The sequence below is a fragment of the Micromonospora sp. NPDC023869 genome, from assembly GCF_055559695.1.
Window position 1 is genome coordinate 167965 of record NZ_JBVHKD010000010.1, and the last position, 13535, is coordinate 181499.

The 13535-nt window shown below is 73.4% G+C and carries 11 protein-coding genes; 1 reads left to right on the forward strand and 10 read right to left on the reverse strand.

Features of this window, described 5'->3' with window-relative positions:
• Positions 1-15 precede the first annotated feature (15 nt).
• The 10 genes from ACZ31C_RS25040 to ACZ31C_RS25085 are packed head-to-tail and all read right to left on the reverse strand — an operon-like array spanning position 16 to position 12160.
• Positions 16-1932: a hypothetical protein gene (locus ACZ31C_RS25040; protein ID WP_465797340.1), complete on the reverse strand. Its 1917-nt coding sequence runs from the start codon at positions 1930-1932 to the stop codon at positions 16-18.
• On the reverse strand, positions 1932-3146 hold the full coding sequence (locus ACZ31C_RS25045; protein WP_465797341.1) for a glycosyltransferase family 4 protein: 1215 nt from the start codon (positions 3144-3146) through the stop codon (positions 1932-1934). The genes ACZ31C_RS25040 and ACZ31C_RS25045 overlap by 1 nt, the downstream gene beginning before the upstream one ends.
• On the reverse strand, positions 3146-4087 hold the full coding sequence (locus ACZ31C_RS25050; RefSeq protein ID WP_465797342.1) for a glycosyltransferase family 2 protein: 942 nt from the start codon (positions 4085-4087) through the stop codon (positions 3146-3148). Before ACZ31C_RS25050 ends, ACZ31C_RS25045 begins: the two co-directional genes overlap by 1 nt.
• Positions 4087-5388, reverse strand: a complete 1302-nt coding sequence (locus tag ACZ31C_RS25055; RefSeq protein WP_465797343.1) for an O-antigen ligase family protein — start codon at positions 5386-5388, stop codon at positions 4087-4089. The genes ACZ31C_RS25050 and ACZ31C_RS25055 overlap by 1 nt, the downstream gene beginning before the upstream one ends.
• Positions 5385-6545 carry a glycosyltransferase gene (locus ACZ31C_RS25060; RefSeq protein ID WP_465797344.1) on the reverse strand — a complete coding sequence of 387 codons (1161 nt, stop codon included), beginning with the start codon at positions 6543-6545 and terminating at the stop codon, positions 5385-5387. The genes ACZ31C_RS25055 and ACZ31C_RS25060 overlap by 4 nt, the downstream gene beginning before the upstream one ends.
• Positions 6538-7875: a glycosyltransferase family 2 protein gene (locus tag ACZ31C_RS25065; protein ID WP_465797345.1), complete on the reverse strand. Its 1338-nt coding sequence runs from the start codon at positions 7873-7875 to the stop codon at positions 6538-6540. The genes ACZ31C_RS25060 and ACZ31C_RS25065 overlap by 8 nt, the downstream gene beginning before the upstream one ends.
• Positions 7872-8726, reverse strand: coding sequence for a class I SAM-dependent methyltransferase (locus tag ACZ31C_RS25070; protein WP_396749977.1), 855 nt, complete (start codon positions 8724-8726; stop codon positions 7872-7874). Before ACZ31C_RS25070 ends, ACZ31C_RS25065 begins: the two co-directional genes overlap by 4 nt.
• Positions 8726-9574 carry a class I SAM-dependent methyltransferase gene (locus ACZ31C_RS25075; RefSeq protein ID WP_465797346.1) on the reverse strand — a complete coding sequence of 283 codons (849 nt, stop codon included), beginning with the start codon at positions 9572-9574 and terminating at the stop codon, positions 8726-8728. Before ACZ31C_RS25075 ends, ACZ31C_RS25070 begins: the two co-directional genes overlap by 1 nt.
• Positions 9571-11130 (reverse strand): lipopolysaccharide biosynthesis protein, encoded by a 1560-nt coding sequence (locus ACZ31C_RS25080; protein WP_465797347.1) that lies wholly within the window; start codon positions 11128-11130, stop codon positions 9571-9573. Before ACZ31C_RS25080 ends, ACZ31C_RS25075 begins: the two co-directional genes overlap by 4 nt.
• The gene (locus ACZ31C_RS25085; RefSeq protein WP_465797348.1) at positions 11123-12160 is read right to left on the reverse strand and encodes a sugar transferase; all 1038 of its coding nucleotides are present in this window, start codon (positions 12158-12160) and stop codon (positions 11123-11125) included. The genes ACZ31C_RS25080 and ACZ31C_RS25085 overlap by 8 nt, the downstream gene beginning before the upstream one ends.
• A gap of 300 nt (positions 12161-12460) precedes the next feature.
• Here ACZ31C_RS25085 and ACZ31C_RS25090 point away from each other — a divergent pair, with 300 nt between their 5' ends.
• Positions 12461-13453 (forward strand): GDP-mannose 4,6-dehydratase, encoded by a 993-nt coding sequence (locus ACZ31C_RS25090; RefSeq protein WP_465797349.1) that lies wholly within the window; start codon positions 12461-12463, stop codon positions 13451-13453.
• Positions 13454-13535 lie beyond the last annotated feature (82 nt).

Sequence of the window (13535 nt, forward strand, 5' to 3'; positions counted from 1 at the left end):
GGTACTCGGTGCGGTTCAGTTGGACGGCCAACGGGGACCGTCGGGTGTGGCCTGTCGGTGGTGGTCGAGGTCGGGGACCGGCTCGCCACGGACGTACTGCGGGGCGACCGGTGCGTCCGCCGGGCGGCGCAACGGTGCCGGCTCGATCGGGGCCGCGGCGGACCGGTGGACCCGTCCGGACGTCTCCGCGCGCGGCGCCAACGGACGGCCCAGGGCCGACCCCACCGCCTCGCGTCCGCCCGCGACCAGCGGGGTGGACCAGGGCACCACGTCGTCGATCGGCGAGGGCGGCCCCGAGCGCCAGCGGGCCGTGACCTTGACGTCCTGGTGGGACTGCCGGGGCGGCGCGGGGGTGAGGTGGTCGACGCGCGGCGGTGCCGGGGTCAGGTGGTCGACGCGGGCGGGCGTCGGCCGCACGTCGGTGACCACCTCGACCGGTACGGTCTGGTCGCCGGTGGGCGACGCGCCGGGCCGGGCCGGCTCGGGCGGCGTCGACGGACCGGCGGGCGCCACCGGCGGCAGTTCCCGGGCCCGGTGCAGCCCGCCCACCTCGCGGACCCGGTGCGCGCCCGACGGCATCCGCCGCACAGGTCGCAGGCTCGTGCTGCCCGGCAGTGCCGGCGTCACCTCGTCGGCGCCGGGCTGGCCGACCCGGTCGATCGCCCCGACGGCGACGATGCCGGCCAGCGGCAGGTTCAGGCGCCGCACCAGCCGTGCCGCCCGGGTCGCCTCGGTCAGGTTCGTGAGGCCGGCCGCCACCACGAGCAGCACCCCGTCGACGTGGTCGGCCAGGGACGCGGTGTCGCACCCGGCCAGCACCGGCGGGGCGTGCACGATCACGCAGTCCTCGGTGTCGGCCAGCACGTCGAGTAGCTGACCGAGTTCCCGCGCGTGCACGGTGGTCAGGCTCTCCCGTGGCTCGGTCGGCAGCACGGTCAGCGTCGGCAGGTCGGGCATCGGCGTCGGTGTATGCTGCCCGGTCCGTACCTGCTGCCAGGTGAACGAGGCGTCCGGGAAGTGCCCGGCCAGGGCCGGGTCCCGGACCGCCGCGTCGATGACGGTCACCTTGCGCCGCTCGGCCGCCATGGCCAGCCCGAGCAGGGCGCTGACCAGCGTGGCACCGTCGTCGCCGTGCACGCTGGTGACCAGCAGGCGGCGTCGGGACGAGGTGGTGAGCACGGTGAGCGCCGAGACGGTGGACCGGGTGGCGCTCGCGATGTCCCGGCGGGCGAACAGCGCGGCGGCGTGGTGCCGGGCGAACCGCTTCGGCAGGTGTGGAAGAGCGCCGACGACCGGCAGGCCGAGGCGCGACTCCATCTGCGCGATGTCGCGCAGTCGGCGGTCGAAGCGGTCGCGCAGCACCGTCGCGCCCCAGCCGGCGAGCAGGCCGACGAGCGCGCCCAGGGCGCTGTTCAGCAGCGGCTTGGGGAACGCGGGTCCGGTCGGCACGCTCGCGGTGTCCACCACCCGTGTGGTGACCACCGTGTCACCGCCCAACTTGAGGCGTTCCAACTGCTCGCCCATGGCCTGACTGACGGCGTTCGCGATGGCGGCGGCCCGGCCGGCGGAGGCCGCGTCGGCCCGTACCGTGACGATCTGGAGGCCGGGTTCGAACGTGCCGTGCACGTTGCCGGCGACCGCCTCCTCGGGCAGACCCAGGCGGCCGGCGGCGGCGACGGCCACCTCCCGCGAGCCGATCAGCTTGGCGACGGTGGGTGCCAGGTTCTGGGCGAGCGCGAGGCTCATCTCCGCCGGGCGGTCGCCCTCGGGCGTGTCGGCCACCACCAGGACGGAGGCGTGCGCCTCGTAGCGGGCCGGCAGCAGCGGCGTCACCGCCTGGGCCGCCGCCAGCCCGGCGAGCAGACCGAGCAGCGGCAGGGCGATCCGCCGCCGGGTGGTGTCCAGCAGGTCGTTCAAGTCGACGGTACGCATCACGCGGCCACCTCTCGGTCCGCGTCGTCGCGGGCCTTCTGACCGGCTCGCGCCGGGACGGGTACGGACATTCGTTCCTCGTGCAGTTGTCGCCAGACCCGGTCCAGCCGGTCGGCGATCCGGTCCCAGGCGAACTCCCCGGTCGCTCGGCGCAGACCGGCCTCGGACAGCTCGCGGGCGGTCGCCGGGTCGTCGCGCAGCCGGCCGAGCCGGTCGGCGAGCGCGGAGACGTCCCCGGCGGGGAAGATGAGCCCGGCGTCGCCGACGACGTACGGGATCTCGCCGACGTCGCTGCCGACCACCGGGATGCCGCAGGCCATCGCCTCGACCAGCACCCGGCCGAACTGTTCGCGCAGCGGGATGCCGACCCACGGCAGCACGTTGCGCTGCACGATCTCCAGCGCGGGCAGCACCAGCACGCTCATCTGCGCCAGCAGGTCGGGCAGCTCCGTGTGGCCGGTCCAGCCGTACCGGCGGACCCGTCCGGGGCGGCGTCGCGCGGCCCGGTCGACGTCGTCGTCCAGGCTGCCCCCGCCGACCAGCACCACGTCGCAGTCGACGAGTTCGGCCGCGCGCAGCAGGTCCAACACACCCTTGTGCGCCTCGAACCGGCCCACGAACCCGACCGTGAAGGGCCGCCCGGTGTCCGGCTCGGGCCGGGGACGGAAGATCCTGATGTCCACGCCCAGGGGAACGGTCGTGGTCGCGCCCCGGTAACCCTTGACCCGCAGCACCTGCCGGGCCGCCGGGGTGATCGGCAGGATCGTGTCCACCCGGCGGTACGCGTACCGTTCCAGCAGCGGGAACGGCATCGGGAAGCGGATCACCACGTTCTGCGCGGCGTACAGGGTGGTCGGCGCCGTCGGCCAGTGCCGGCGGCACATCCGCAGGACCTGCCAGGTCGACAGGTACGCAGCCTCGCCGATGATGTGCACGACGTCCGGCGGCGGCGACACCGACGGTCCGCTCCGCCCCCCGAAGCGCACCATGACCGACGCCATGTGGCCGGTCCGCCCCTCCCCGAGCCGATGTGGCAGCAGGTGCGCCCGGAAACCGGGATGCCGCCGGCCCAGCCGCTCGAACTCCCGGCGGGTGGTCGCCGACACATCGGCCGCCAGCACGGTGAGCCGCAGGTCGGGGCGCTCGCAGAGCGAGTCGAACAGGTCGATCCAGTGCTCGGTGCGCGCCCCGACGATCGTGATGAGTACGTGCATCAGTGGTTTCCTCCGATGTGGAGACGGGTGACCGCGATCCGGCCCACCCGGGTCCAGGCGCGCATCCGCGCGACACCGGCCCGTGGTTGCAGGGACAGCCGTACGGTGGCCAGGGCCACTCCCAGCAGCGCCCGGAGCAGGACGACGGCCCGCACGGCCCGTCGGGACCGGGGTCGGTGACGGCTGAAGAACACCAGCATGCTGCGGTAGAGGTGGGGCCAGATCCAGGCCGGGTCGCTGCTGCTCGCCCCGCCGCTGTGGGTCGCGGCCACCGACGGCAGATAGAGCACCTCGGCACCCCGACGGCGGGCCTGGAGGCAGAGTTCCTCGTCCTCGTAGTACATGAAGTACGCCTCGTCGAGCCCGCCGACGGCGGTGAAGAGGCTGGTGCGTACGGCGAGGCACGCGCCCGAGACCCAGTCGACCGGGGTGGGTTCGGCGCCGCGCAGGCACGCCTCGTACGCCGCCCGGCGCTGCCGTCCGCCGAGCCGGCGGCGTACCGGTGCCGGCACCAGCGGCCCGCCGAACCGGCTGGCCACCACCGTGCCGAGCGTCTCGAACGGGTGGGCGCTGACCGCCACCCGGCCGGTGGCGTCACGCAGCCGTGGCCCGGCGATGCCGACGTCCGAGCGGCTGAGCACCGCACCGACCAGGGCCCGCGCGGTCTCCGGCGGCACCACGCAGTCCGGGTTGACCAGCAGCAGCACCTCGCTGCGCACACCTGCGGCGGCCCGGTTGACGGCGGCGGCGAAGCCCACGTTGCCCTGGCCGGACACGACCGTGACCTCGGGGAAGTCCGCGCGGACCAGCGCCACGGTGCGGTCGGTGGAGCCGTTGTCGACCAGCCGGACCGGCAGGCCGGCCTGCCGCAGCGCGGTGAGCGCGGCACCGATCTGCCCCGCCGAGTTGTACGTCACCACGATCGCCGTCGCCTCGCCCATTACGACACCGCCTGGGGGATCCGGGCGGGCGACGGCAGCCGTCCGGGATCTTGTTTCCGGCGCTCGCGCACGGTCAGCAACGCCAGCGCGGGCAGCAGCCCGAGTTCCCAGTGCCCGTCGGTGGGGGCGGCGAACACCGCCGCGCCGAGGAAGCCGCAGCACAGGGCCGCGAACGGCAGGGCCGCCCCGTCCCGCTCGACGAGTCCGCCCCGGATGCCGCGCAGCACCGGCCACAGCACCAGGGCCAGCCCGAGCAGGCCGACGTTGGCCAGCAACGTGACATAGAAGGCGTGGTAGACCGGGCCGACGTCGGTGAGGGCGAAGTCGGCCAGGTAGACGTCGGTGGTGGACTGCCCGAGGCCGGCGCCGAGGACCGGCCGCTGGGCGAAGACGTCCAACCCGACGACGGACTCCGAGGCGCGGTAGCCGGCGGACTGTTCGAGCCCCGTGGCGATCTCCTGCGCGCGCTCGCGTACGCCGGGATCGAGGGCCAGCAGGGTGGCGACGACGCAGCCGGTGGCGGCGGTCGCGGCCAGTCCGGTGCGAACCGCCCGGCCGCCGAAGACCAGCATGATCAGCAGGGTCACCGCGGCGGCGAGCCAGATCCCCCGGTACGACGCGAGCACCACGTCGATGGCGAAGAAGCCGGCGAGCAGCACCGAGGCCACCCGACGCCAGCCCCGGGCCCGTCCGGCGTACCAGATCAGGGGCGGGACGGCGAGCAGGGTGAGCAGCCCGCCGTGCCGGCCGGGGACGGTCATCGAGATGGCGGCCAGGACCGCCACGACGCCGACGTAGAGCAGCCCGGCGGCGATCAGCCGGCGATCCGTGGTGAGGGTGTGCGTGGCCAGGAAGAAATAGAGCGGGAGGATGGCGATCTGGTATCCGGCGACGACGACCTCGGTGGGCAGGTTGCCGATGGCGAGGCCGTAGCAGGCGGCGGCGACGGTCAGCCCGATCACCACCAGCATCCCGGTGTCGGCGGGGGTCCGTCGGCCGCCCCGGCCGACGCCGAGGGCGTAGCGGATCAGCAGGGCGGTCGCGCCGACGGCCAGCAGCAGCAGGTGCGCGGCCACGTACGTGCGGACGTCTCCCCCGCCGACCAGTCCGCCAGCCACCGCACCGCCGACGATCCCGACCGGCAGCACGGTCCACGGCCAGAGCAGGAAGACGGCGAGGAACACCAGCGCGCCGGTGGCGGCCACCGCCATGATCCCGGGCAGCATGGTGGCCATCGAGACGGCGGTGCCGAGCGCGGCACCGGCGGTGGCGACGCCCGCCCCGACCACGACCCGGTTCACCGGGCCAGCCCCGCGAGCAGTCGGTGCAGGTGCTCTCCCCGGGCGGTCCAGCTGTTCGCGGTGGCCGCCGCGCGGCGGCGGGCGACCTGGTCCGGGACGGTTGCCTCGGTCAACGCGGCGGCGATCGCGGCGGCGAAGGCGTCGGGCCCGGCGGCGAGGCGGACCACCTCGGTCAGCGTGGTCAGCGCCGGCAGTGGTGTCGCGACCACCGGCTTGCCGAGCGCCAGGTACTCGTAGCACTTCTTCGGGTGCACGTAGTCCACCAGGCCGCCGATCCGGTACGGGATCACCGTCACGTCGCAGGTGCGCAGCGTCGCCGGCAGGTCGGCGTACGGGATGGGACCGGTGAGCAGCACGTTGGCCAGCTCGGCCAGGGGCGCCCTGCCAGCGGGGGTGCTCGGGCCGATCAGCAGGAACGTCCAGTCGGGGTGGGCCCGGGCGACGGTGGCGACCAGGTCGGCGTCGAAGGCCCGGGTGTCGACGGCTCCGCAGTACCCGATCAACGGTCGGGACGACGCGACCGGGCGGGGCACGGTCGGTCCCTGTGGGGCGAAGTGCTCCGGGTCGCAGGCGTTGGGCAGCACCACCGGCGCGTGCCGGCCGGTCGGCATCCGGGTCGGCAGCGCGGACGAGGAGGCCAGCACCAGGTCGGCGGCGGCGACCGCACGGTCGAGGCTGCGGCGCAGGTGGCGTCGGTTCCACCGGCGGGTGAAGGTCCAGTCCAGGTCGGTCGCGTCGTAGACCACGGCGTCGGCGTCGAGCCGGTCGGCGCAGGGCGCGGCCAGGTCCTCGTCCAGCCAGACCAGCCGTACGCCCGCCGGGTCGTGGCGCAGCCAGCGCCGCAGCGCGGCCACCGCCACCCGCCGGTTGACCGCGTTGGCCGCCGGCAGGTGCCGGCCGAACGGGGCCGGGGTGGGCGCCACGGCGTGCCAGACGGCGGGCTCGACCCGGCGCACGGTGGTGCCGGTGCGGACCCGGAGTCCCGGCGGGTCGACGAACAGCACCCGGTATCCGGTGGCGAGCTGCCGGGCCAGGGCGTGTTGCCGGTGTGCGCCGCCGTGCCAGGGGGTGGCGCTGAAGTAGACCACCCAGTCCGCCGCGGTCCCCGCCGCGTCGGGCGGGGCGGTCCGGGATTCCCGGCTGCCCAGGTCAGTCATGGCCGGCCCGCTGTCTGACCGGCACCCGGCGGACGGCCGGCAGCACCTCGTCCTCGCCGACGCGGCCGAGCACCGGTCGGGCGGTGTCGTCGTCGAGCCGGAGCAGCCGGGCACCGGCCTGGCGGTCCAGCCAGCGCCGGACGGCAGCGGCGGCGAAGCGCCGGTTGACCGTGTCGGCGGTCCGCAGCCGCGCGCCGAAGGGCAGCGGGGTGGGCGGGGTGAGGTGCCAGGCGGTGTCGTCGATGGGGGTGATCCGGCTGCGCCAGCGTGGGCGGGGTGCCGGCGGATCGACCAGCAGCAGGCGCCGGTCCGGGTCGTCGAGCAGCGACTCGGTGATCACCGCCTGGTCGGCCTCCGGCGTGGAGGGGGTCCGGGTGAACACGATCAGCCAGTCCCGGATGTCGCCGTCGGGTAGCGGGCCGACGTCGCCCCGCAGGGCGGCCCGCAGGTCGGCGAGGGTGAGCTGGACGTGGCGTCCGCAGATCCGCTTGACCGCGTGGTCGATCAGGACGACCAGCCGGAACAGCGCGATCCGGTGGCCGGGTTGGGTCAGCCGCAGGTAGCCGACCATGCTGCCGAGCAGGTGACGGAAGCGGATGGCCGGGCCGAGCAGCCGGCAGGAGGCGCCGCGGACGTGGGTCACCACGGCGTCCGGGATCATCCAGAGCTGCTGACCGGCCCGATCGAGTTGCCGGGCGAGGATGGCGTCGTTCCAGTAGACCGGGAACCGTTCGTCGAAGATGTGGTGCGCGGGCAGCGCCGCGCGGCGCAGCAGCATACAACTGCCCGAGGCCAGCCGTCGGGGCAGGCTGAAGTCCTGGCCGCGCATCTGGAAGGTGTGCAGCGCCTGCCGGAACCCGGGGACCCGACGCAGCGCGGTGACCAGGGCCAGTGCCGCGGCGAAGCTGGGCTGCTGCACGTAGTGCTGCTGGAAGGTGCCGTCGGGGTTGAGATAGAGCGGGCTGACGCCGGCCGCCTCGGGCCGGTCCCGCAGGAACGTCACCATTGTCGACAGTGCGCCGGGGTGGAAGGCGACGTCGCTGTTGAGCAGCAGGATCAGCTCACCGCGCGCCTCCCGGTACGCCTGGTTGACGGCGGCGGCGAAGCCGACGTTGCGGGCGTTGCGGATCAGGCGTACGCGAGGCGAGCGGGCGAGCAGGTCGGCCGAACCGTCACGGGAGGCGTTGTCCACCGCCACCACCTCGTAGTCGAGGTCGGGTGGCACGGTCGCGGCCAGCGACTCCAGACACTGCCGGGTCTGCTCCCGGGTGTTCCAACTGATCAACAGAATGGACAGCGACGGCGGCGCATCCTGGTGCTCGGGGCTCATCGGGTCACCCCCGTGGCGTCGCGGCGGGCGAAGACGCGCAGCAGGTCACCGAGGAGCGGGTGGCGCATCCGGGGTGAGCGGCTGGCGGCGACGTCGGCGACGAGCAGGTCCCGGGCCTGCCGCAGGCGCGCCATCGGTCGCCAGTAGAACCGGGAGAAGATGGTGTCGTACGAGACGACCTCGAAGCCGGTCTGGCGGAGCATCCGGGTCAGCGTGGCCGGGGTGAAGTGCCAACGGTGGTACTCGGGCGCCACCGCCGGCCACTGGTGACCGAGGCGGTTGGCGGCCGCCGAGGCGATGTTCGGCACCTCCAGCGCCAGCCACCCACCCGGCGTCAACACGTCCCGCGCCGCCCGCAGGAACCGACGCGGATCGTCCACGTGCTCCAACACATGCCACGCACACACCACATCCGCCCGCAACGACGGCGCGACCTGCTCGAAATACCCCTGCCGCACCGGCACACCCAGGTGATCCACGGCAAACGCCGCCGCCACCCGCGACACCTCCACCCCGGTCACCGTGAAACCGGCACCCCGCGCCGCCTCCAGGAAATAACCCCCCGCACACCCCGCCTCCACCAACACCGACGGCCGCACCACCGACGACAACCACCGCAACCGCCGCCCCGCCTCGAACCGGCGCTGCCGGCTGGATGCGAAGTAGTCCTGGTAGCCGTCGGTCAGGTAGTACGCCTCGTCGTACAGCTCGTCGGGGGGCACGGCGGGGCCGGCGGTCCACAGGAAGCCGCAGTCGGTGCAGCGGCGCAGGACGCCGTCCAGCGCCGGGGCGGCCCGGCCGTCCCGGCCGCACAGCGCGCAGGTGGTCAGTTCGTCGTCTCTGAGCTTCATCAGCCGTTCCGTCCGTCTCGCGGTCTGCGGGCGATCACCCGCAGGAGGTCTCCCCGCCACCGATGGGTCAGGCGGGGCGAGCGCAGGGTGATCAGGTCCGGCGGCAGCAGCCGCCGCGCGTGTCGCATCCGGTATGCGACGGGCATGTAGAACCGGAAGACCGTGGTGTCCTGCCGGACCACCTCGAAGCCGGTGGCGGTCAGCAGTCGGGTCAACGAGGTCGGGGTGAAGTGCCAGGGGTGGTACTCCGGTTGCAGGCCGGGCCAGCGGTGGCCGAGACGGGTCGCGGCGGGTGAGGCGATGTTCGGCACCTCCAGCGCCAGCCACCCACCCGGCGTCAACACGTCCCGCGCCGCCCGCAGGAACCGACGCGGATCGTCCACGTGCTCCAACACATGCCACGCACACACCACATCCGCCCGCAACGACGGCGCGACCTGCTCGAAATACCCCTGCCGCACCGGCACACCCAGGTGATCCACGGCAAACGCCGCCGCCACCCGCGACACCTCCACCCCGGTCACCGTGAAACCGGCACCCCGCGCCGCCTCCAGGAAATAACCCCCCGCACACCCCGCCTCCACCAACACCGACGGCCGCACCACCGACGACAACCACCGCAACCGCCGCCCCGCCTCGAACCGGCGGGGCGTGGCCAGGAAGTAGTCCTCGTAACCACCGCCGGTGAAGTAGTCCAGGTCGTAGCGGGCCGGGGCGGCGTGCGGGTCGGGCACGGTCCAGCCGAGCCCGCAGCCGGTGCAGCGGCGCAGGATGCCGCCGAGGTGGTCCCGGTGCGGTTGGCCGTCGCCGCAGTTGAGGCAGGTGGTGGGGCGGACGTCGAGGCTCATCGGCGTACTCCCGGGGTCAGCGTGCGGGCCCGCCGGGCCAGCGACCGCAGCCGGGCCCGCTCGTCGGCGCTGAGGTATCCGCAGCCGACGAGCAGCGTGGCGGCGAGCGTCAGCGTCAGCCCCGCGCGGGTGCTCACGGCGAGCGCCGCCCCGAGCCGTCCCGGGCCGTCCGGCAGGGGTCCGACCAGGGCGGCCGTGACGAGGCCCGCCACGACGGCGGCGGCGATCGGCGGCCAGAGCGTGCGCAGCACCGGCCGGATCGGACGCCCCGTGGCCCGGTGGAAGTGCGCCAGGAAGTACCCGGTGGCGAGCACCACCGCGAGCGCCGTCGCGGTCGGCACGCCGAGCGGGCCGGCGAGCATCAGCAGCGGTACGGTCAGCGCCACGTTGAGGGCGACCGACAGCAGCACGTAGCGGGTCTCGAGACCGGGCCGACCCTCGACCCGGGCGACGATGGTGGCCGCACCCATGATCAGGTTGAGGGCGTACGCCGGAGCCAGGATGGCGATGGTCGCCCCGGCCCAGGAGACCGGGTGTCCCAGCCAGAGCCGCACCAGCGGCTCGGCGCTGACCATCAGCGCCGCCGCCGCCGGGGCGAGGAACACGGCCAGGTGCCGCACGGTGGTCAGGTAGAAGGCGTCGAGCCAGGCCCGCCCGCCGGTGACCGAACGCCGCACCGCGGCGGGGAAGAGCACCAGCAACGCGAAGCCGGGCGGCAGGCGCAGCAGGTTGAGCAGGCGGGTGCCGAGGTCGGCGTCACCGGCGACCGCCGGGCCGAAGAACCCGCCGAGCACCAGCCGGTCGAGTTCCACGTTGACCGCAGCGGCACCGCTGGAGACCTGGACCCGCAGGCCGTACCCGCCGACCCGGCGCAGGTCGGGTCCGGGCAGGCGGCCCCAGCGGGGCGTCAGGTCGCGGTGCCGGTGGTACGCCGCGGCGGCGAGCAGGATCGTGCGGATCGCGCCGGTGGAGGCGGCGGCTGCGGCGAGCGCGACCAGTCCGCCGCCGAGCCGGACCACCGCGATCGTGAGCACCGCGCCGAGGACCGCTGTCACCGCGTTCACCAGGGCGAGTGCGCCGTACCGCTGGACTCCTTCGAGGACCGCCCGCCAGGGCAGTTCCACCCCGCCGGCCACCACGCCGAGCAGCAGCCACCCGGTGGCGTGCCACGCGTCGCGGGTCAGCTCGCCGAGTCGCAGCAGGTGGGCTATCCAGGGCCAGCCGGCGGCGAGGGCGGCGAAGGTGAGCCCGCCCAGGACGAGCCCCCAGGTCAGACCGAGACCGAGCAGTCGACGCAGGACATCGGCGCCACCGGCCTCGGTCTCCGCCGCCGCCACCTCCCGTACCAGCGCGGAGCCGAGCCCGAGGTCGAACAGGGCGGCGATGGCGAGCAGCCCGGTCAGCAGCACCCAGACGCCGAACGCCTCCGGCCCGAGGTGCTGATAGACGACGGGCAACGAGACCAGGCCGGCCAGCGCCATGACGATCCGGGCGCCCAGCATGCTCAGCGTGTTGCGGGTCAGGCGTGCGCCGACCGTGCCGGCCGCGCTAGCCACGAGGGAATCCCCGGACCAACTCCAGGGCGGTCAGCGCCAGCAGGGTCAGGTCCACCCGCAGCGATCGACAGTTGAGATAGAGCAGGTCGCAGCGCAGCTTCTCCTCGACCGTGGCGGCGTAGCCACCGGTGAGCTGGGCGAGCCCGGTGAGTCCGGGCCGGACCAGGTGGCGCAGGTCGTAGTGCGGCAACTGCCGGAACTCGGCGATGAACTCGGGCCGCTCCGGACGGGGACCGACCAGGCTCATGTCCCCGCGTACGACGTTCCACAGTTGCGGCAGTTCGTCCAGGCGGGTACGCCGCAGCAGGCGGCCGACGCGGGTGATCCGGGGGTCGTCCGGCTGGGCGAGCACCGGCCCGGTCTCGCGTTCCGCCCCGGGTCGCATGGTGCGGAACTTGACCATGGAGAAGAGTCGCCCGCCCGCACCGACGCGTTGCTGGCGATAGAACGGTGGCCCGGTGAACGAGACGACGACGGTGATGGCGAGGATCAGCGGGAGCACCAGGATCGCGCTGAGCGCGATGACGCCGAGGTCGAGGTAGCGCTTGACCCGTTCACCGGTGCGGCGGTGCGGTCTCGACCGGAGTCGGATCCAGGGCAGCCCGCCGAAACGCCGGAGGCTGGGCGTGGGCAGCAGTCCGTAGACCGGCCGCGCCAGCACCAGGATCTCCACGTCCAGTTGCTGGCAGGCGGCCACGATCGGCTCGTCGATGCTGTCCAGCGAGTTCTTGAGCAGCAACAGCTTGGGCCGCAGGCGTCGGAGCACCGCGGTGAGCTGATCGACGTCGGCGGGTACGGGTAGCCGGAGGACGATGTCGAACTCGTCGTTGAGTCGGTCCGGTCGCGCGGGGGTCTCCACCGGTTCGATCACCAACGCACGGACGCGACCGCGTGCCGGTACCGCCGTCTGCTGTCCCGAGCCGCGCCGGTGACCGTTGAGCAGGAACTCACGGCCGTGTCGGCGTACCGGCTCCGGGGCCACCGTTCGCAGATTCTCGTCGAACGGTACGGCGACCGACGGTTTCTCCATGTGGCTTGCCTCCTCGCCACGCGGCAGAGCGCTCCCCTGAATGCCCTCGACAGCACTATGAACGATTCAGCGGCATAAACAGTTCATTTGCCGCAAAACAAAGCTTTTTCGTTTATGGTATTCAGCATCCCTTTGAGGCTGATATGCCAGAATGTTCCTACTCGCCGCAGGGAATTGGCTGGTCACACCGCCGATGCCCGCAGAACTGACCACCCCGCCGCCAAGGAGTTCACGATGGAAGTTCCGCCGAACGGAGCCGAGCCATCCGCGCAAGGCAGCTCGGTTCCCAATCGCGTACTGGTGACCGGTGGAGCCGGATTCATCGGAAGTCACGTCGTCGCACGCCTGATGCTGATGGGCATCCACGTCAAAGTGCTCGACGACTTCTCGACCGGTCGGGTCGAGAACCTCGCCGACGCCGCATACGGCGGGCTGTCGCAGTCGGATGTCCTGCGGGGTGACATCCGCACCGCCGAGGCAGTCGACGTGATCCACGAATGGAAGCCCGAGGTGGTGGTGCACCTCGCCGGCCAGGGCAGCCTCCAGGCCGCCCGGGAGTCGCCACTGTTCGACGCCGACGTGAACACCTTCGGCACGATCAACGTGCTGGACGCCTGCGCCCAGAGCGGAGTCCGGCTGTTCGTGCACGCGGCGAGCAGCGCGATCTACGGCACCGTCTCCTCGGACGCGCTGCCGATCCGGGAGGACCGTCCGCTGGCGGCCACCAGCCCGTACGGCATCAGCAAGGCGGTCGGGGTCTGCTACCTGGACTGGTACCGGCGCGAGCACGGGATGGCGTACACCGCGCTGGCCTTCGGCAACGTCTACGGCCCACGCCCGTCCGGTGGCGGCACCAGCGTGGTGGCCCTGATGACCGAAGCGCTGCTGGACGGCCATCCGCCCACCATCTACGGCGACGGCGAGCAGACCCGCGACTACGTGCACATCGCGGACGTGGCCGACGCGGTGGCCCGCGCCTGCCACTATCCGGGCGCCGGGTTGCTGAACATCGCCACCGGCCGGGAGACCAGCGTCAATGACCTCTTCGAGCTGGTGTGTTCGGTGGTCGGGGTGGATTGCGACCCGCACTACGCGCCGCACCCGCACCCCCAGGAGGTACGCCGGATGGCGCTGGACAGCAGCAAGGCCCTCGCCCAACTGGGCTGGCGTCCGACCATCGGGCTGACCGAGGGGGTGCAGTTGACCGTGCGGGAGGCCCGACGGCGGCGCACCGGCGGCGCCCAGCGCACCTACCAGCCGCGTCAGGGCCAGCCGGTGGGCGTCGGCCACTGACCCACCGCACCACCCCACCGATCTCCGTCACCTCGTAGCGCCCGGCACCCGGCCGGGCCGGTCGGCTCGCGTTCGCGCAGCC

Coding starts and splice junctions, on each gene's coding strand:
- ACZ31C_RS25040 (WP_465797340.1), bottom strand. CDS start 1,932: ATGCGTACCGTCGACTTGAACGACCTGCTGGACACCACCCGGCGGCGG.
- ACZ31C_RS25045 (WP_465797341.1), bottom strand. CDS start 3,146: ATGCACGTACTCATCACGATCGTCGGGGCGCGCACCGAGCACTGGATC.
- ACZ31C_RS25050 (WP_465797342.1), bottom strand. CDS start 4,087: ATGGGCGAGGCGACGGCGATCGTGGTGACGTACAACTCGGCGGGGCAG.
- ACZ31C_RS25060 (WP_465797344.1), bottom strand. CDS start 6,545: ATGACTGACCTGGGCAGCCGGGAATCCCGGACCGCCCCGCCCGACGCG.
- ACZ31C_RS25065 (WP_465797345.1), bottom strand. CDS start 7,875: ATGAGCCCCGAGCACCAGGATGCGCCGCCGTCGCTGTCCATTCTGTTG.
- ACZ31C_RS25070 (WP_396749977.1), bottom strand. CDS start 8,726: ATGAAGCTCAGAGACGACGAACTGACCACCTGCGCGCTGTGCGGCCGG.
- ACZ31C_RS25075 (WP_465797346.1), bottom strand. CDS start 9,574: ATGAGCCTCGACGTCCGCCCCACCACCTGCCTCAACTGCGGCGACGGC.
- ACZ31C_RS25085 (WP_465797348.1), bottom strand. CDS start 12,160: ATGGAGAAACCGTCGGTCGCCGTACCGTTCGACGAGAATCTGCGAACG.